Origin of the sequence: Serratia sp. CY32780, from assembly GCF_052169135.1 — a bacterium.
Lineage (GTDB): Bacteria > Pseudomonadota > Gammaproteobacteria > Enterobacterales > Enterobacteriaceae > Serratia > Serratia sarumanii.
In genome coordinates, this window is the sequence record NZ_JBJNLI010000001.1 from 20,364 (window position 1) to 38,412 (window position 18,049).

At 59.8% G+C, this 18,049-nt stretch carries 19 protein-coding genes; 14 read left to right on the forward strand and 5 right to left on the reverse strand.

What is annotated here, in order from left to right:
• The first annotated feature begins 105 nt into the window (after window positions 1-105).
• The gene (gene mtnK / locus ACJ8HH_RS00120; RefSeq protein ID WP_060451936.1) at window positions 106-1,305 is read left to right on the forward strand and encodes an S-methyl-5-thioribose kinase; all 1,200 of its coding nucleotides are present in this window, start codon (window positions 106-108) and stop codon (window positions 1,303-1,305) included.
• A 73-nt stretch (window positions 1,306-1,378) separates the two neighbouring features.
• On the opposite strand, the gene ACJ8HH_RS00125 is transcribed toward mtnK, so the two are convergent.
• Together ACJ8HH_RS00125 and fadE are read right to left on the reverse strand one after the other, a co-directional pair.
• The gene (locus ACJ8HH_RS00125; protein WP_004930217.1) at window positions 1,379-1,531 is read right to left on the reverse strand and encodes a Hok/Gef family protein; all 153 of its coding nucleotides are present in this window, start codon (window positions 1,529-1,531) and stop codon (window positions 1,379-1,381) included.
• Window positions 1,532-1,821: 290 nt separating this feature from the next.
• Window positions 1,822-4,278: an acyl-CoA dehydrogenase FadE gene (gene fadE, locus ACJ8HH_RS00130; protein WP_033649924.1), complete on the reverse strand. Its 2,457-nt coding sequence runs from the start codon at window positions 4,276-4,278 to the stop codon at window positions 1,822-1,824.
• A 246-nt stretch (window positions 4,279-4,524) separates the two neighbouring features.
• Here fadE and lpcA point away from each other — a divergent pair, with 246 nt between their 5' ends.
• Together lpcA and ACJ8HH_RS00140 are read left to right on the forward strand one after the other, a co-directional pair.
• A complete protein-coding gene (lpcA, locus tag ACJ8HH_RS00135; RefSeq protein WP_004930220.1) occupies window positions 4,525-5,106 on the forward strand; it encodes a D-sedoheptulose 7-phosphate isomerase in 582 nt (193 codons plus the stop codon).
• A 97-nt stretch (window positions 5,107-5,203) separates the two neighbouring features.
• Entirely contained in the window at window positions 5,204-6,007 is an 804-nt protein-coding gene (locus tag ACJ8HH_RS00140) for a class II glutamine amidotransferase (RefSeq protein WP_060451935.1), read from the forward strand.
• On the opposite strand, the gene dpaA is transcribed toward ACJ8HH_RS00140, so the two are convergent.
• Window positions 5,942-6,712: a peptidoglycan meso-diaminopimelic acid protein amidase gene (gene dpaA, locus ACJ8HH_RS00145; RefSeq protein WP_060451934.1), complete on the reverse strand. Its 771-nt coding sequence runs from the start codon at window positions 6,710-6,712 to the stop codon at window positions 5,942-5,944. The genes ACJ8HH_RS00140 and dpaA overlap by 66 nt on opposite strands.
• Before the next feature lie 552 nt (window positions 6,713-7,264).
• Between dpaA and ACJ8HH_RS00150 the strand changes: the two genes are divergently transcribed.
• From ACJ8HH_RS00150 to nqrM, 8 genes are read left to right on the forward strand one after another with little or no spacing between them, the layout of a single operon-like run.
• Window positions 7,265-8,614, forward strand: coding sequence for a Na(+)-translocating NADH-quinone reductase subunit A (locus ACJ8HH_RS00150; RefSeq protein ID WP_039567060.1), 1,350 nt, complete (start codon window positions 7,265-7,267; stop codon window positions 8,612-8,614).
• A gap of 3 nt (window positions 8,615-8,617) precedes the next feature.
• Window positions 8,618-9,859, forward strand: coding sequence for an NADH:ubiquinone reductase (Na(+)-transporting) subunit B (locus ACJ8HH_RS00155; protein WP_060437021.1), 1,242 nt, complete (start codon window positions 8,618-8,620; stop codon window positions 9,857-9,859).
• Entirely contained in the window at window positions 9,849-10,643 is a 795-nt protein-coding gene (locus ACJ8HH_RS00160; protein WP_015376731.1) for a Na(+)-translocating NADH-quinone reductase subunit C, read from the forward strand. The genes ACJ8HH_RS00155 and ACJ8HH_RS00160 overlap by 11 nt, the downstream gene beginning before the upstream one ends.
• Window positions 10,636-11,265: an NADH:ubiquinone reductase (Na(+)-transporting) subunit D gene (locus ACJ8HH_RS00165; RefSeq protein ID WP_033653338.1), complete on the forward strand. Its 630-nt coding sequence runs from the start codon at window positions 10,636-10,638 to the stop codon at window positions 11,263-11,265. Before ACJ8HH_RS00160 ends, ACJ8HH_RS00165 begins: the two co-directional genes overlap by 8 nt.
• A gap of 6 nt (window positions 11,266-11,271) precedes the next feature.
• The gene (gene nqrE / locus ACJ8HH_RS00170; protein WP_015376732.1) at window positions 11,272-11,868 is read left to right on the forward strand and encodes an NADH:ubiquinone reductase (Na(+)-transporting) subunit E; all 597 of its coding nucleotides are present in this window, start codon (window positions 11,272-11,274) and stop codon (window positions 11,866-11,868) included.
• Window positions 11,869-11,883: 15 nt separating this feature from the next.
• Entirely contained in the window at window positions 11,884-13,107 is a 1,224-nt protein-coding gene (gene nqrF / locus ACJ8HH_RS00175; RefSeq protein WP_039567058.1) for an NADH:ubiquinone reductase (Na(+)-transporting) subunit F, read from the forward strand.
• Window positions 13,108-14,139: an FAD:protein FMN transferase gene (locus ACJ8HH_RS00180; protein WP_060438108.1), complete on the forward strand. Its 1,032-nt coding sequence runs from the start codon at window positions 13,108-13,110 to the stop codon at window positions 14,137-14,139. It begins immediately after the preceding gene.
• A 7-nt stretch (window positions 14,140-14,146) separates the two neighbouring features.
• On the forward strand, window positions 14,147-14,374 hold the full coding sequence (nqrM, locus tag ACJ8HH_RS00185) for a (Na+)-NQR maturation NqrM (protein WP_004930244.1): 228 nt from the start codon (window positions 14,147-14,149) through the stop codon (window positions 14,372-14,374).
• A 33-nt stretch (window positions 14,375-14,407) separates the two neighbouring features.
• On the opposite strand, the gene ACJ8HH_RS00190 is transcribed toward nqrM, so the two are convergent.
• Window positions 14,408-14,629, reverse strand: coding sequence for a hypothetical protein (locus ACJ8HH_RS00190; protein ID WP_033649930.1), 222 nt, complete (start codon window positions 14,627-14,629; stop codon window positions 14,408-14,410).
• A 216-nt stretch (window positions 14,630-14,845) separates the two neighbouring features.
• Here ACJ8HH_RS00190 and ACJ8HH_RS00195 point away from each other — a divergent pair, with 216 nt between their 5' ends.
• Together ACJ8HH_RS00195 and ACJ8HH_RS00200 are read left to right on the forward strand one after the other, a co-directional pair.
• Window positions 14,846-15,379: a hypothetical protein gene (locus ACJ8HH_RS00195; RefSeq protein WP_033649931.1), complete on the forward strand. Its 534-nt coding sequence runs from the start codon at window positions 14,846-14,848 to the stop codon at window positions 15,377-15,379.
• 4 nt (window positions 15,380-15,383) lie between these two features.
• Window positions 15,384-15,803 carry a putative T6SS immunity periplasmic lipoprotein gene (locus ACJ8HH_RS00200; RefSeq protein WP_033649932.1) on the forward strand — a complete coding sequence of 140 codons (420 nt, stop codon included), beginning with the start codon at window positions 15,384-15,386 and terminating at the stop codon, window positions 15,801-15,803.
• 65 nt (window positions 15,804-15,868) lie between these two features.
• Here ACJ8HH_RS00200 and ACJ8HH_RS00205 read toward each other — a convergent pair whose 3' ends face one another.
• Window positions 15,869-16,765, reverse strand: a complete 897-nt coding sequence (locus ACJ8HH_RS00205; RefSeq protein ID WP_041033490.1) for a glycerophosphodiester phosphodiesterase family protein — start codon at window positions 16,763-16,765, stop codon at window positions 15,869-15,871.
• A gap of 183 nt (window positions 16,766-16,948) precedes the next feature.
• Here ACJ8HH_RS00205 and dinB point away from each other — a divergent pair, with 183 nt between their 5' ends.
• Window positions 16,949-18,010, forward strand: a complete 1,062-nt coding sequence (dinB, locus tag ACJ8HH_RS00210) for a DNA polymerase IV (RefSeq protein WP_033653334.1) — start codon at window positions 16,949-16,951, stop codon at window positions 18,008-18,010.
• Window positions 18,011-18,049 lie beyond the last annotated feature (39 nt).

Consider the following 18,049-nt stretch of genomic DNA (forward strand, 5'->3'; position numbering starts at 1 on the left):
GCTATTCTGCCAACATGACTTCCAGATGTATAGACGTCCAAATGCTTTTACGTCTAAATAAACAGAATCGCTGGGGTCAGTGAGAGAGAACAGAGGGGTTGGGGAATGTCGCTTTATCGTACGTTTACGGCTGCCGATGCCGTTGAATATGCCCGCCAATACGGGCAGGTGGCCGATCCGCAGGCGCTGGTGAGCGCCGACGAGATCGGTGACGGCAACCTGAACCTGGTGTTCAAGATCCGCGATCGCGAAGGCGTGAGCCGGGTGATCGTCAAACAGGCGCTGCCCTACGTGCGCTGCGTGGGCGAATCCTGGCCGCTGACGCTGGATCGGGCGCGCATCGAAGCGGAAACGCTGCGGGTTCACGGCGGTTTCTGCCCGCGGCATACGGTAAAAGTCTTGCATCACGATCCCGAATTGGCGGTGATGGTGCAGGAAGATCTCTCCGATCATCGCATCTGGCGCAGTGAGCTGGTACAGGGCAACTATCACCCGCTGGCGGCCGGGCAGTTGGCTGAATACTTGGCGCAGACGCTGTTCCACACCTCCGATTTTTATCAGTCGGCGCAGCAGAAGAAGGCGGAAGTCAGACGTTTCACTAACCCCGAACTGTGCCAGATCACCGAAGACCTGTTCTTTACCGATCCCTATATCGACCATGAGCGCAATCAGTTCGAGGTGGCGCTGTTGCCGCAGGTGCAGGCGCTGCGCGAGGATGCGCCGCTGAAGTTGGCGGTCGCCGGCCTGAAACATCGCTTCCTCAGCAAGGCGGAGGCGCTGTTGCACGGCGATATTCACAGCGGTTCGATCTTCGTGACGGAAGGCCGGTTGAAAGCGATCGACGCCGAATTCGGCTTCTACGGCCCGATCGGTTTCGATATCGGTACTGCGTTAGGCAACCTGCTGCTCAACTATTGCGGGCTGCCGGGGCTGTTCGGGCCGCGCGACGCCGCCGCCGGGCGCGAGCAGCGCCTGCAGGATGTGCGCGAGCTGTGGCTGATCTTCGCCGATCGCTTTTTGGCGTTGTGCCATCAGCAAAGCCGGGATGCGGCGCTGGCGACGCCGGGTTACGCCGAGCTGTTCCTGCAACAGGTCTGGACCGATGCGGTCGGGTACTGCGGCACCGAACTGATTCGGCGCACCATCGGCCTGGCGCACGTCGCCGATCTGGACAGCATCGCCGACGCCGATATGCGCCTCGACTGTCAGCGCCATGCGCTGGGATTGGGGCGCACGCTGATCGTCAATGCGCCGCAGATCGAGCATATTGACGCGCTGTTGGCGCGCATTCGTCAGCAGGGCTGAAAAGGCGGGTGCTCGTGGATCTTGCCTGACACCATCAGCCAACGGACGGGGCGAACCCCGCCGTTGGGTTGCCTTACCGTTCGGATTCGTAAGCCAAAGTGGCCGCAACCTCCGAGTCTCCCAGCCTGATGCGCAGTTCGCACAGCGAACCGCGGGTTAGCCAGATGAACGCGATCAGCGTCATACAGACGATCACCAGCTTAAGTACGACCCGTTTTTGCTGCATTTTTGACCTCCCTATCCTTGCCTTGCGGCGGGTAAGAGGCTAACCTGATGTTGTTGGGCATCAGAGTGGCCTCGGGTTGATAATATCGACTCGGGGCCTTTCTCTTTCTCTCCTTTGCCAAGGCTCCGGACAGAAAGATCCAGAGCACCCGCTGCGCAGTCTACTCGAACTTCCTTCCCGTGAAATCCGCCGCTGCGCCAACCTGCGGCGCGGTGCGCAGTTTGTCATGAAAGCAAAAGAAAAAGGGGCGATGATGATCGCCCCTTGGATGCGTGAAGTTCGAATTGGCGCTAAGCCGCTTCGGTCTGCTGTTGGCGCTTAGACTGCGCCGCCGGCTTTTCCGGCTTGGCGGCCGCCAGCGCATCCGGCGCAAAGTCGTCCACGTTGATGGAGCGCAGGCGGCTCTCTTCGGCTTTCACCAGAATTCTCGCTTCATCGGCGCTGATCTTGCCTTCTTCCAGCGCGCGCTCCGCCAAACGATCCAGGCGGGTGAACGGCAGATTTTTGCCGGCCGCCTTGCACAGACGCTCGTGAATCGGCTCGGCGGCCATCACGTCGGCCAGCGCCGCTTCCAGCAGGCCGATTGGGTTATGCTCGCTCGGCGTCAGGTACTGACCGCGCCCCAGACGGCTGCGGGTGGCGGAAGGCACCTGCAGGATCTTGGCCAACTGGTGATCCAGACGGTCGGACGGTGCGGTATGCACGCGGCCAAACGGGAAGACCACGAAGCGCAGCGCGCCGGCGATAAAGCGGTTCGGGAAGTTGCGCAGCAGATCATCCAGCGCCTGTTCGGCTTTATGCAGGCTGTCTTGCACGCCCCAATGCACCAGCGGCAGATCTTCTTTCTGACGGCCTTCGTCGTCAAAGCGTTTCAGCACGGCGGAAGCCAAATACATCTGGCTGAGGATGTCCCCCAGGCGAGCGGAGATGCGCTCGCGGCGCTTCAGGCTGCCGCCCAGCACGCCCATGGAAACGTCCGACAGCAACGCCAGGTTGGCGCTCAGGCGGTTCAACTGCTGATAGTAACGACGGGTCGCGTCCTTGGTCGGCGTGGCGCTGGTGCGGCCGTTGGTCAGGCCCAGCCAGAAGCTGCGTACCTTGTTGCTGCCGACGTGGCCCAGATGGCCGAACAGCGATTTATCGAAGGCGTTCAGATCGTTGCTCTGCGCCGCCGCCATTTCATCCAGCACATAAGGATGGCAGCGGATCGCGCCCTGGCCGAAGATCATCATGGTGCGGGTCAGGATGTTCGCGCCTTCCACCGTGATGGCGATCGGTGCGCCCTGATAGGCGCGAGCCAGGAAGTTGGATTCGCCCAGCATGATGCCTTTACCGCCGGCGATGTCCATGGCGTCAACGATCGACTGCTGGCCGCGGTGCGTACAGTGGTATTTGACGATGGCCGACAGCACGGCCGGCTTCTCGCCCTGCACCAGCGCATAGGTGATCAGCGAAGCGGCGGCGTCCATCACATAGGTGTTGCCGGCGATGCGCGCCAACGGCTCTTCGATGCCTTCCATCTTGCCGATGGAGATCTTGAACTGACGGCGAATGTGCGCGTAGGCGCCGGTCGCCAGGGCGATGGATTTCAGGCTGCCGGTAGAGTTGGACGGCAGGGTGATACCGCGACCTACCGACAGACACTCAACCAGCATCCGCCAGCCCTGGCCGGCCATTTTCGGGCCGCCGATAATGTAATCGATCGGGACGAACACGTCGGTGCCGCGGGTCGGGCCGTTCTGGAACGGCACGTTCAGCGGGAAGTGGCGGTTGCCGATTTCCACGCCCGGCGTGCTGGTCGGGATCAGCGCGCAGGTGATGCCCGGGGATTCGTTGTCGCTCAGCAGGCGGTTCGGGTCATGCAGTTTGAACGCCAGGCCCAGTACGGTGGCGACCGGCGCCAGCGTGATGTAGCGCTTGTTCCAGGTCAGGCGCATGCCCAGCACCTGCTTGCCTTGCCATTCGCCCATGCACACGGTGCCCACGTCCGGAATGGCGCCGGCATCGGAACCCGCTTCCGGGCTGGTCAGCGCGAAGCAAGGGATCTCGTCGCCGCGCGCCAGGCCCGGCAGATAGTGGTTTTTCTGTTCTTCGGTACCGTAGTGCTGCAGCAGTTCGCCCGGGCCGAGGGAGTTCGGCACGCCGACGGTGATCGCCAGGATGCCGGAAACGCCGGCCAGTTTTTGCAGCACCATCGCCTGAGCATAAGGAGAGAATTCCAGACCGCCGTACTCTTTCTTGATGATCATCGCGAAGAAACGGTGTTCTTTCAGGTATGCCCAGAGTTCAGGCGGCAGATCGGCCAGTTCGTGGGTGATCTGGAAGTCGTTGGCCATGCGGCAGGCTTCTTCCACCGGGCCGTCGATAAACGCCTGCTCTTCTTCCGTCAGGCGCGGTTTCGGGTAGCTGTGCAGCTTGTTCCAGTCCGGCGCGCCGCGGAACAGATCGCCTTCCCACCAGGTGGTGCCGGCGTCGATCGCTTCCTTCTCGGTGGTGGACATCGGCGGCATCACCTTGCGGAAGGCGCGCAGCGCCGGCGCGGAGAGCAGGGAACGGCGCACAGAGGAAAGGTTCAGCGGCAGCAGCACGATAGCCAGCGGCAGCAACAGCCAGAAGCTCCACAGGCCGATCGCACCCATGGCGGCGGTGTACGCCACCAGGATCAGGCTGCTGAGGGTAAGGTTCACTCGGTGGTAGAACACCACGCCGAGGAGAGCCAAGAAAACGACGATACTAAGAACCATCATAAGAAGCTCCGAAGTAGTAAGAGGTCTGACCTGTTGTGTGTATGTAATAGGTTTTAGTACAAGGCAGAATTTTTATCAATGCGTTTACAGTTTAATTACAACTCAGGTCACAAACTGACAGCACCAATCATCAAAAACCTCTCCGCTTCCTTAACCGGCGCGCTGTTTGGCTGAGAATGCTTCTCGCTGTTTCCGCGATCCGGTACACTGCGGAGCGGAAGATTTGACGATAACAAGAGGTTCCTCATGTACCACGACCTTATTCGCAGTGAACTGAACGAAGCGGCTGATACCCTGGCGAAATTTATCAATGACGACGCCAACATCGACGCCATCCAACGCGCCGCGGTGCTGCTGGCGGATTCCTTCAAAGCCGGCGGTAAAGTGATTTCCTGCGGCAACGGCGGATCCCATTGCGACGCGATGCACTTCGCCGAAGAGCTGACCGGCCGCTACCGTGAAAACCGCCCGGGCTACCCGGCGATTGCCATCTCGGACGTGAGTCACCTGTCCTGCGTCAGCAACGACTTCGGCTATGAGTACGTGTTCTCTCGCTATGTGGAAGCGGTAGGCCGTGAAGGCGACGTGCTGCTGGGCATTTCCACCTCCGGCAACTCCGGCAACATCATCAAGGCCATCGATGCGGCGCGCGCCAAGGGGATGAAAGTGATCACCCTGACCGGCAAGGACGGTGGCAAGATGGCGGGCTCCGCCGATGTGGAAATTCGCGTGCCGCACTTCGGCTACGCCGACCGCATTCAGGAAATCCACATTAAAGCGATTCACATCTTGATTCAGCTGATCGAAAAAGAGATGGTTAAGGCTTGATAGCCTGCGGGGAGCTGCGGCTCCCCATGAATAAGACGGCGGGCGCCGCATGCTGCGCCCGCACAGCCTGTGTCAGTGTGGTTAAGGAGTGCTGGCGATGTGTGAACTGCTCGGGATGAGCGCAAACGTACCGACCGATATCTGCTTCAGCTTTACCGGCCTGGTACAGCGCGGCGGCCGCACCGGGCCGCATAAGGATGGCTGGGGCATTACCTTCTATGAAGGGAACGGCTGCCGCACATTCAAGGATCCGCAGCCGAGCTTCAACTCGCCGATCGCCCGCCTGGTGCAGGACTATCCGATCAAGTCCTGCGCGGTGGTGTCCCATATTCGCCAGGCCAATCGCGGCGAAGTGGCGCTGGAAAACACCCACCCGTTCACCCGCGAACTGTGGGGCCGCAACTGGACCTACGCGCACAACGGCCAATTGAAAGGCTATCGTCAGCTGGATACCGGCACGTTTCGCCCGGTCGGCCAGACCGACAGCGAATACGCGTTCTGCTGGCTGCTGCATCAGCTGGCGCTGAAATACCCGCGCACCCCGAGCCAATGGCCGGCGGTTTTCCGCTATATCGGCCTGTTGGCGAGCCAGCTGCGCAAGAAGGGGGTGTTCAACATGCTGTTGTCGGACGGGCGCTTCGTGATGGCCTATTGTTCCACCAACCTGTATTGGATCACGCGCCGCGCGCCGTTCGGCAAGGCGACGCTGCTCGATCAGGACGTGGAAATCGATTTTCAGCAGCAGACCACACCGAACGATGTGGTCACGGTGATCGCCACCCAACCGCTGACCGCCAACGAAACCTGGCACAAGATTGAGCCAGACGAGTTCGCGTTATTTCACTTCGGTGAGCGGCTTGTTCTGAGCGAAGGGATTGGTGTTGGGCGTCGGGCTGGCTGACGCGTACTGCGTCATCATGCCGCCGCTGCTCATCAGCGGTTGACCCAAGACGTACTGGCCATTGACCACGCCCATTGTCGGCGGCTGGTGGTTCTTCGCGAAGTAATCGTAGCCCGGCTTCAGCTGGCGCCAGAAGGCGATATAGCTGGATGACGCATGGCGCTTGAGGTTTTGCTCGGTCATGCGGAACGGGTAAATGCTGATGTTGACGCGGCTTTGGCCATAGGCGAAGGCGGCTTCGACGTAGCGATAGATCTCGTCCATATAGGTGTTGGTCATCGCGTAACAGCCAATCGATTTACATTCGCCGTGGATCATCAGATAAGCGCCGGAATAGCCCTGCGATTTATCGTAATCATTAGGGAAACCGATATTGATCGCCCGATAATACTTGCTGTCGGGTTTCAGATGGCGCGCGTCAACGCTATAAAAGCCTTCCGGACTTTTAAAGTCGCCTTCACGGCGTTTAGGACCCAGCCCGCCGGAGAAATTACAGATCGGGAACGTGCTGACCAGGCGGAATTCATTGCCCATTTTGGCATACAATTCCAGCTTGCGTTCCTCTTTGAAGATCTGAATATAGACCGGCGAACCCAATAATTGCTGTTTAACTACCGGCGCTTCGGGTACCTGCTCGCTGGCGCTGCAGGCCGTGATCATCGGCATAGAAACAAGCATCGCAAACAACAGCGCGATTTTGCTCATTATTATTCCTGCTTATATTTATTTGCCGGCGCAATGACGTTGGTCGGCATGCCACTGATATTGTTTTTACTGCTGCAAAACACCGCCAGATTACCAGCGCGTTTATTTTTAGCAATACGTGATATGTATAAAAAAACGACAAAGCTCGATAAAAGTGAAATGACCGGCAGATTTTAACGATAAGTAGTGAAAAACAGGCGAAATTTAATTGCGTTTGCTTGACCCAAGTCACGACGGAACGCAGAACAATGTTGCGAACAATGTTAATATTCCCCCTTCAATTTAACGCGCTGTGGCGATTGAAGCGGCAGGAGTTATGGCATATAACCCGGCCATTTTGATGGTTATTTGGCTACAGGCCGTTAACATATCGACCGTCGCGCTAACAACGGAAAGGGGGAATCAAGGGAATGCGCGTTACCCCAGTTTTTCACTGCGAGAAAGTTCATGTTGGGCGTGCCGCCATGCGCACTGCCCGGCAATCCTGGCATCGTCAGCACCCGCCTCTGGGGCCGGGCAGACGTGTAAACCAAACTACATCGTATAAATCCTATGATTAAGATCAGAAAAGGGTTAGATCTGCCGATAGCCGGAGCCCCGGTTCAGGCGATCCAAGACGGCCCGAACATTCAGCATGTTGCCCTGCTTGGGGAAGAGTATGTCGGAATGCGTCCCTCCATGCTGGTGCAGGAAGGCGATACCGTTAAGAAAGGCCAGGCGTTGTTCGAAGATAAGAAAAACCCCGGGGTTTTCTTCACGGCTCCCGCCAGCGGCCGCATCGCCGCGATTAACCGCGGCGAGCGGCGCGTATTGCAATCGGTGGTGATTGCGCTGGAAAACGGCGGCGATGACCAGCTCGAGTTTGCGCATTACCCGCTGGGTGAACTGGCCCAGTTGCCACGCGAACAGGTCGAGAGCGAACTGATCGCCAGCGGCCTGTGGACCGCGCTGCGCACCCGCCCGTTCAGCAAAACGCCGAGCCCCGGCAGCGAACCGCGCGCCATTTTCGTCACCGCGATGGATACCCGGCCGTTGGCCGCCGATCCGCAGGTGATCATCGCCGAGCAGCAGGCGGCGTTCAACGCCGGGCTGGTGGTGTTGGCGCGCCTGACGGCGGGCAAGGTGCACGTATGCCACGCCGCCGGCGCCTCCGTTGGCCAGCAGAGCGGCCCGCAGATCGCCTACAGCGAATTCGCCGGCCCGCATCCCGCCGGGCTGGTGGGCACCCACATTCACTTCCTCGAACCGGTCAGCCTGAAGAAAACCGTTTGGCACATCGGCTATCAGGACGTCATCGCCATCGGCACGCTGTTTACCACCGGTCAGCTCGATACCCGCCGGGTCGTGGCGCTGGCCGGGCCGCAGGTGGCGCAGCCGGCGCTGCTGCGCACCCGCCTGGGGGCCAGCCTCGATGAGCTGACCGCCGGCCGCCTGAAAAACGGCGAGAATCGGGTGATCTCAGGTTCGGTGCTGAACGGCATGCACGCCACCGGGCCGAATGCCTGGCTCGGCCGCTTCCACTCGCAGGTGTCGGTGCTGGAAGAAGGGCGCGACAAAGAGCTGTTCGGTTGGATCGTGCCTTCGCCGAACAAGTTCTCCATTACCCGCACCACGCTGGGCCACTTCCTGAAGAACAAACTGTTCGCCTTCTCGACCACCACTAACGGCGGCGAACGCGCCATGGTGCCGATCGGCAACTACGAGCGGGTGATGCCGCTGGATATTTTGCCGACGCTGCTGCTGCGCGATCTGCTGGCGGGCGACAGCGACAGTGCGCAGGCGCTGGGCTGTCTGGAGCTGGACGAGGAAGATCTGGCGCTGTGCACCTTCGTTTGCCCCGGCAAGTATGAGTACGCGCCGGTGCTGCGCGAGGTGCTGACCAAGATTGAGCAGGAAGGATAACCGATGGGCCTGAAGAATTATTTTGAGAAGATAGAGCATCACTTCACGCCGGGCGGCAAACTGGAAAAGTGGTACCCGCTGTATGAAGCGACTACCACGGTGTTTTACACCCCCGGCACGGTGACGCGCGGCGCTTCGCACGTGCGCGACGCCATCGATTTGAAACGCATGATGATCCTGGTGTGGCTGGCGGTGTTCCCGGCGATGTTCTGGGGCATGTACAACGTCGGCCAACAGGCGATCCCGGCGCTGCACCATCTGTACAGCGGCGACGAGCTGCAACAGGTGCTGGCGGGCGACTGGCATTATCGCCTGGCGCAGTGGCTCGGCGCCTCTCTGGTGGCCGACGCCGGCTGGGTCAGCAAGATGGTGCTGGGCGCCTGTTACTTCCTGCCGATCTACGCCGTGGTGTTTGTCGTCGGCGGCTTCTGGGAAGTGCTGTTCGCCATTATCCGCAAGCATGAGGTCAACGAAGGCTTCTTCGTCACCTCTATCCTGTTCGCGCTGATCGTGCCGCCGACCCTGCCGCTGTGGCAGGCCGCGCTGGGTATCACCTTCGGCGTGGTGGTGGCCAAAGAGATCTTCGGCGGCACCGGGCGCAACTTCCTCAACCCGGCGTTGGCCGGCCGCGCCTTCCTGTTCTTCGCCTACCCGGCGCAGATCTCCGGCGATCTGGTGTGGACCTCTGCGGACGGTTTCTCCGGCGCGACGCCGCTGGCGCAGTGGAGCGCAGGCGGGGCGCACAGCCTGAGCAACGTGGCTACCGGCCAGTCCATCAGCTGGATGGACGCCTTCCTCGGCAACATTCCCGGCTCCGTCGGTGAAGTCTCCACGCTGATGATCCTGATCGGCGGGGCGATTATCCTGTTCGGCCGCGTGGCCTCCTGGCGCATCGTCGCCGGCGTGATGCTCGGCATGGTGGCTTCCGCCCTGTTGTTCAACGCCATCGGTTCCGATACCAACCCGATGTTCACCATGCCGTGGTACTGGCATCTGGTGCTGGGCGGTTTCGCCTTCGGCATGATCTTTATGGCGACCGACCCGGTTTCCGCCTCCTTCACCAACAAGGGGAAATGGTGGTACGGCATTCTGATCGGCGTGATGTGCGTGCTGATCCGGGTGGTCAACCCCGCCTATCCGGAAGGCATGATGCTGGCGATCCTGTTCGCCAACCTGTTCGCACCGCTGTTCGATTATCTGGTGGTGCAGGCCAACATCAAGCGGAGAAAAGCCCGTGGCGAATGAAGCGAAAAACGACGGCATCGGTAAAACGCTGCTGGTAGTGCTGCTGCTGTGTCTGGTGTGTTCAGTGGTGGTGGCGGGCTCCGCCGTCGGCCTGAAGTCCAAACAGCAGGAGCAAAAGCTGCTCGACAAGCAGCGCAATATTCTCGACGTAGCCGGCCTGTTGCAGCCGAAAATGGAGAGCGAGCAGGTCAAGCGCCTGTACAGCGAGCGCATCGAACCGCGCCTGGTGGATCTGAACAGCGGCGAGTTTGTCGCCGGCAAGGCGGCGGCGTTCGATCTGGGTGCCGCGCTGCGCGACGACGCCAAAAGCGTGGCGCTGGCGGCGGGCGACGATCCGGCCGGCATCAAGCGCCGCAGCAACCAGGCGGAAATCTACCTGGTGCGCGACGAAAGCGGCCAGGTGAACAAGATTGTGCTGCCGGTATACGGCACCGGTCTGTGGTCGATGATGTACGCCTTCGTGGCGTTGGATAACGACGGCAACACGGTCAAGGGCATCACCTACTACGACCAGGGGGAAACCCCGGGGCTGGGCGGCGAGGTCGAGAACCCGTCCTGGCGCCAGCAGTGGGTCGGCAAACAGCTGTTCGACGACAACGGCCAGCCGGCGATCCGCGTGGTGAAAGGCGGCGCGCGTCAGGGGGATGTGCATGGGGTGGACGGCCTGTCCGGCGCCACGCTGACCTCCAACGGCGTGCAGCATACGTTTGATTTCTGGTTGGGCGAGCACGGCTTCGGCCCGTTCCTGAAAAAAGTTCGTGAAGGAGCGCTGAAAAATGGCTGATTCCAAAGAGATAAAGCGGGTCCTGCTGGGGCCGCTGTTCGACAATAACCCGATCGCCCTGCAGGTGCTGGGCGTCTGTTCTGCGTTGGCGGTGACCACCAAGCTGGAGACTGCGGTGGTGATGACCATTGCGGTGACGCTGGTCACGGCGTTCTCCAGCTTCTTCATCTCGCTGATCCGTCACCATATTCCCAACAGCGTGCGCATTATCGTGCAGATGGCGATCATCGCCTCGCTGGTGATCGTGGTCGATCAGCTGCTGCGCGCCTACGCGTTCGAGATCTCCAAGCAGCTGTCGGTGTTCGTAGGCCTCATCATCACCAACTGTATCGTGATGGGGCGTGCCGAGGCTTACGCCATGAAGTCGCCGCCGATCGAGAGCTTTATGGACGGCATCGGCAACGGGCTGGGCTACGGGGTGATCCTGGTGCTGGTCGGTTTCCTGCGCGAGCTGATTGGCTCCGGCAAGCTGTTCGGCGTCCCGGTGCTGGAAACGGTGCAGAACGGCGGCTGGTTCCAGCCGAACGGCCTGTTCCTGCTGGCGCCGAGCGCGTTCTTCATCATCGGCCTGCTGATCTGGGTGCTGCGCACCCTGAAGCCGGCGCAGATCGAAAAGGAGTAAAGGCCGATGGAACACTATATCAGCCTGTTTGTGCGCGCGGTGTTCGTCGAGAACATGGCGCTGGCGTTCTTCCTCGGGATGTGTACCTTCCTGGCAGTCTCGAAGAAGGTCTCGACCGCCTTTGGCCTGGGCATCGCGGTGACCATCGTGCTCGGCATTTCGGTGCCGGTGAACAACCTGGTCTACAACCTGATCCTGCGCGACGGCGCGTTGGTGGAAGGCGTCGATCTGAGCTTCCTCAATTTCATCACCTTCATCGGCGTGATCGCGGCGCTGGTGCAGATTTTGGAGATGATCCTCGATCGCTTCTTCCCGTCGCTGTATAACGCGCTCGGCATCTTCCTGCCGCTCATCACCGTGAACTGCGCCATCTTCGGCGGCGTGTCCTTCATGGTGCAGCGCGACTACAACTTCGCCGAATCGGTGGTGTACGGCATCGGCTCCGGCACCGGCTGGATGCTGGCGATCGTCGCCATGGCGGGGATCCGTGAAAAACTCAAGTATGCCAACGTGCCGGCGGGACTGCGCGGCCTGGGTATTACCTTTATCACCACCGGACTGATGGCGCTGGGCTTCATGTCCTTCTCCGGTGTTCAGTTGTAAAGGCGGGAAGAATTTATGGAAATTATTTTAGGCGTAGCAATGTTCACCACCATCGTGATGGTGCTGGTATTGCTGATCCTGTTCGCCAAATCGAAGCTGGTGAACACCGGCGACATCGCGGTGGAGATCAACGGCGATTTGGATAAGAGCTTCCATGCGCCGGCGGGCGACAAGCTGCTCAACGTGCTCTCCAGCCAGGGAATTTTCGTCTCCTCGGCCTGCGGCGGCGGCGGTTCCTGCGGCCAGTGCCGGGTGGTGATCAAAGAGGGCGGCGGCGATATCCTGCCGACCGAGCTCTCGCACATCAACAAGCGCGAAGCGAAAGAGGGTTGCCGTCTGGCGTGCCAGGTGAACGTGAAGCAGAACCTGAAGATCGAGCTGCCGGAAGAGATCTTCGGCGTGAAGAAATGGGAGTGCGAGGTTATCTCCAACGATAACAAAGCTACCTTTATCAAAGAGCTGAAGCTGAAGATCCCGGATGGTGAAGACGTGCCGTTCCGCGCGGGCGGCTTCATCCAGATCGAAGCCCCGGCGCACGACATCAGCTACGCCGACTTCGACGTGCCGCAGGAGTATCGCGGCGACTGGGACAAGTTCAACCTGTTCCGCTACCGCTCGACGGTGAACGACACCACGGTGCGCGCCTACTCGATGGCCAACTACCCGGAAGAGAAGGGCATCATCATGCTCAACGTGCGTATCGCCACGCCGCCGCCGAACAACCCGGACGTGCCGCCGGGCATCATGTCTTCCTATATCTGGTCGCTGAAGCCGGGTGACAAGGTGACCATCTCCGGGCCGTTCGGCGAATTCTTCGCCAAGGAGACCGACGCCGAAATGATCTTCATCGGCGGCGGCGCGGGCATGGCGCCGATGCGTTCGCACATCTTCGATCAGCTCAAACGCCTGAACTCGAAGCGCAAGATCACCTTCTGGTACGGCGCGCGTTCGCTGCGCGAGATGTTCTATGAAGACGACTTCAACCAGCTGCAGGCGGAGAACGACAACTTCACCTGGCACGTGGCGCTGTCGGATCCGCAGCCGGAAGATAACTGGACCGGCTACACCGGCTTTATCCATAATGTTCTGCTGGAGAACTATCTGAGGAATCACCCGGCGCCGGAGGACTGCGAGTTTTACATGTGCGGGCCGCCGATGATGAACGCCGCGGTGATCAAGATGCTCAAAGATCTGGGCGTCGAAGACGAGAACATCATGCTGGATGACTTTGGTGGCTAAATGCGCGCATTGGCGATGAAGAACTGGCTGACGGGCGTGGCGCTGAGCGCCACCCTGCTGCTGACCGGCTGCGGGCCGGAACAGGTGGATCTGACGGGTAAAACCATGGGCACCTCGTATTCGATCCGTTACGTGGCCGGCGACGATACGCCGTCGGCGCGCGAGATGCAGGCGGAGATCGATAAACGGCTGGAGCAGGTGAACGACCAGATGTCCACCTACCGGCCGGACTCCGAGCTGAGCCGCTTCAACGCCAGCCGCGATATTGACCGGCCGTTCCCGGTTTCGCCGGCGACTGCCAAGGTGGTGCGCGAAGCGCTGCGCATCAACCGCGTGACCGATGGTGCGCTGGACGTAACCGTCGGGCCGCTGGTCAACCTGTGGGGCTTCGGCCCGGAAGGGCGGCCGGATAAAGTGCCGAGCGAGGCGGAGCTGGCGCACCGCCGCGCCTGGACCGGTGCCGACAAACTGGCGGTGCAGGGCAGCGCGCTGGTGAAAAGCATCCCCGAGCTGTATGTCGACCTGTCGTCGATCGCCAAAGGGTACGGCGTGGACGTGGTGGCGGAGTATCTGCAATCGCAACACGTGAAAGACTACATGGTGGATATCGGCGGCGAAGTCCGCACCCGCGGGCGCAACGGCGAGCAAAAGCCGTGGCGCATCGCCATCGAGCGCCCGACCGCCGGTGCGCAGCAGCAGGCGCAGCTGGTGATCCAGCCAGGGGAGATGTCGATCGCCACCTCGGGTGACTATCGCAACTACTTCGAGCAGGACGGGGTGCGCTATTCGCACACCATCGATCCGATCACCGGCCGGCCGATCAACCACCGCCTGGTGTCGATCACCGTACTGAGCCCGACCTGTATGACCGCCGACGGCCTGTCCACCGGCCTGAACGTGATGGGGCCGGAGCGCGGCCTGGCGCTGGCCAATCTGCTCGGTATCCCGGTGTTCATGATCGTGAAAACCGCCGACGGGTTTGAGGAGCGTTATTCGGACGCGTTCAAACCCTACCTGAAAAAGAGTTCGTGAGGTTGCTATGTTGACGGTATTCGCCGCCACCTTCGTGTTGTTCCTACTGATCGTCGGCGGGATGTCGCTGGGTTACGTGTTCAAACGCAAAAGCCTGCAGGGCAGCTGCGGCGGCATCACCGCATTGGGGATGGAGAAAGTCTGCGACTGCCCGGAACCCTGCGATGCGCGCAAAAAGCGCGAAGCTAAAGCGGCACAGCGGCGCGAGCAGCTGGACAAGCACCGCATTCTGTAGCTGTAGCGAAAACCCGGCCTTGGCCGGGTTTTTTTATTTGGGGGAGGTATTTGATTTTGAATAGGTCAAGTTGCCGAGTGAACCTCCCACGAAACAGCACAACACTAAGCCAATCGCCAGCAACTCGAAGTTAGCCGACATCTGATCCTCGCCCTCAACGTGGCCAATAATCCAGTCTGAGAGAAAGGGAAAAGCCAGGAGCATGAGGCCGATACCTATTATCGCACCGGCAATAATTGCTGCTATCCGTTTCATATCACCTGCCAGAACCAGACTTCTTTTGATTTAAAGAAATCGCTAAAACGCCCATCGTAATCTTTAATCTTGCTCAGGATTAAATCGTAAGGTTGATACATCTCTCATTGTAGAATCATTCGGATCTTCCTGATAATTCTCAGCAGGTTAGTCTATTGACTCGGTTGGTTAAAATATCGTCTTATTAGGTTTCTTTTGGATTCAGGGAGTTCCAGGATGGGACAACAACAAGAAAGGATAAAACGGGCGTTAACGGTGGGTGAAATTAATTTGGCCCGTTCGGTGTTTGGCCGTTCAGTTTTCTATGAGAAGGTGTATGTCCACTGCGATAGCTATCTGCCGTTTGGATTGCAAGCCAGCAGAACGGCCATGGCGCCCAACGGAGAAATCTGGTTTAGACAAGCTTTGTATAAGGCTGACTTTTCCACGGCCGCCGCAGGTTTCCAGCATGTATTTATCCACGAAATGAGCCATGTCTGGCAGCATCAAAAAGGCATGTGGGTGAGAATCCGAGGGCTATTGAGTTGGGCTGCTGAATACAAATATCGACTCGATGGTAAACAGCTGTTGCATAACTACTCTATGGAACAGCAGGCTTCAATCATCGCTGATTATTGGTTCCTGAAGAAGTATGGTTACACTATCTGGCTGGGGGCGATTAACAATGGCGTCAATTTTCAGGGTGTAACGGATAAAACGATCGCCAGAAAATACGAATATGCGCTTTCTCAGTTTTTTAAGCAGAGGTAACAGGATGAACCGCATTATTTTGGCTGGAATGCTGACTTTGCTGCTCGCCGGCTGTATGCACATGAACGATCCGAGGCCAAAGAACTACGCGGCCAGCGTCACTGTGGTTGATAACCACGTTTGCGTGCGGGTTCAACCGGAAGGGGACGAGCGGTTGGCCGGCGTCATTATCGAAGAAATCGGCAACGCCAACGCTATCTTCGGCAAGAACTTCGCGGATAACGAGATGCCTGCGGTCACCGCGGCTACGTGTATTCCCGACGATAACTATAAATTCGAAGACGGGAAGTCTTACGGGGTATCGGTGACGCTGTTGTCGCGGGATAAACGAAGTAAAGGTATTGAGCCTGCTGCCCGGCTATTTGGGGCAGGGTTTAGTGTACGCAATGAAAATGGCATCATCCAGGTGGTTCCTGCTCACTAACGGATGTTTAAAGCCGGGGGCATAAGGTGGGTTTGTCGAACCGCCTTATGCCCTTGGCCGATGATTTATTTCGCCTTGCGGAAGCTTTTTGCCTCGGCCGGTGAGTTGACCATCACGCCGTCGGCGCCCAGCGCCAGCGCCTGCTGATAATCCTGCGGCGAGTTGACGCCGAACAGGATGATGTGCGCCGGGCCCTGCGAGCGGAAACAGTCCATCGACTCTTTATCCCAGGTCAGAAACGCCTTCGAACGCCCTTCGCCGAGGGTATATTTCTCCACCACTTCCACCTCGCGCTTCAGCTCCAGCCCGTACCAGCGCGGCTGGCGGTTGTCCGGTTTGACGTCGCACTGGTGCGCCATGGTGACGTTGGCCAGCAGCGTGCGGGTCTCGTCGCGGCTTTCGAAGCGCGGGATGGCCGGCGGCAGCGCCTGCAGGTATTTGGCGTCGGTGGAGTAGACGCGGATGCGGTTCAGGCTGTCGGTGCTTTCCAGCGTCGCCAGCAGCGCCCGGCCAAACTGCGCCGGATCGGCGTCCGGGGATTTGATGTCCAGATAGAAAGTCACGCGCGGAAAGGCCTTCAACACCTCATCCAGCCGCGGAATGCCGAGGCCCTGGCCGCGGAACGGGTGCGCATCCCCCTTGGCGAAAGCCCAGCCGGCGTCGATCTCGGCCAGCTGCGCGGCGGTATAGGCAGAGACCGGGCCCTGTCGGTTGGTCAACGTTTTCAGATCCGAAGGGCGATACAGCACGATGACGCCGTCTTTGGATTCTTGCAGGGTGATCCAGATGGCGTCGGCGCCGTTTTTCAACGCGGTTTCGATGGCGATGCGGGTGTTTTCCGGCGCATCGGCGGTGCCGCCGCGGTGGGCGACGATCGCCGGCGCGTGACCGGCGGCGGCGCTGGCCGCCAGCGCGCTCAGCGACAGCGCGGAAGCCAGCAGCAAATGAGAAAATCTGATCATGTAGGGTACCTTTTCGTTGTCGTTGTGGTGAGCCGCACGGGATGGCGGAAATCATACTATTGAAAAATTAAGCTTTTTTAACAACGCGGAAATATCTGGCGGAAACGGCGCTTTCGTCGAACCCTGCGGCCTTGAGCTTTCGGTATCTGACTGTATACTTATACAGTGTTACTGGAGGGTGCGATGCGTAAAATCATTCATGTCGATATGGACTGTTTCTTCGCGGCGGTGGAAATGCGCGACGATCCCAGCCTGCGCGATATCCCGCTGGCGATTGGCGGCAGCGCCGATCGGCGCGGGGTGATCAGTACCGCCAACTACCCGGCGCGGCGCTACGGCGTGCACAGCGCCATGTCCACGGCGATGGCGCTCAAGCTGTGCCCGCACCTCACCTTGCTGCCGGGGCGCATAGCGGCTTACAAAGAGGCCTCGCTGCATATCCGTGAAATCTTCGCCCGCTATACCCCGCTGATCGAGCCGCTGTCGCTCGACGAGGCCTACCTCGACGTGACCGACAGCCCGCAATGCAACGGTTCGGCGACGCTGATCGCCCAGGAGATCCGCCAGGCGATCGCCGACGAGCTGAACCTCACCGCGTCGGCCGGCGTCGCGCCTATCAAGTTTCTCGCCAAAATCGCCTCCGAGATGAACAAGCCGAACGGGCAGTACGTGATCACGCCGGCGCAGGTGCCGGCGTTTTTGCAGCAGCTGCCGCTCAGCAAGATCCCCGGCGTCGGCAAGGTGACCGCCAAGCGCCTGGAAGAGGTGGGGCTTATCACCTGCGCCGACGTGCAGCAATACGATTTGGCGCAGCTGCTCAAGCGCTTCGGCAAGTTCGGCCGGGTGCTGTGGGAGCGGTGTCAGGGCATCGATCGGCGCGAAATCTCTCCTGAGCGGCTGCGCAAATCGGTGGGGGTGGAGCGCACGCTGGCGGAAGACATTCACGACTGGGAAGATTGCGAAACGCTGATTATCGACAAACTCTATCCCGAGCTGGAGATGCGGCTGCGCAAGGTGAAGCCGGATCTGCACATCGCCCGGCAGGGCGTGAAGCTGAAGTTTCAGGATTTTCAGCAAACCACCCAGGAGCACGTGTTCCCGGTGCTGAACCGGCAGGATTTGCTGGAGGTGGCGCGGCAGGCGTGGCGCGAGCGGCGCGAAGGGCGCGGCGTGCGGCTGGTGGGGCTGCACGTGACGCTGCTCGATCCGCAGCTGGAGCGGCAGCTGGCGCTGCCTTGGGAATAAAAAAGCCGGCAAGTCGCCGGCTTTTTGCGTTAAGCGCGC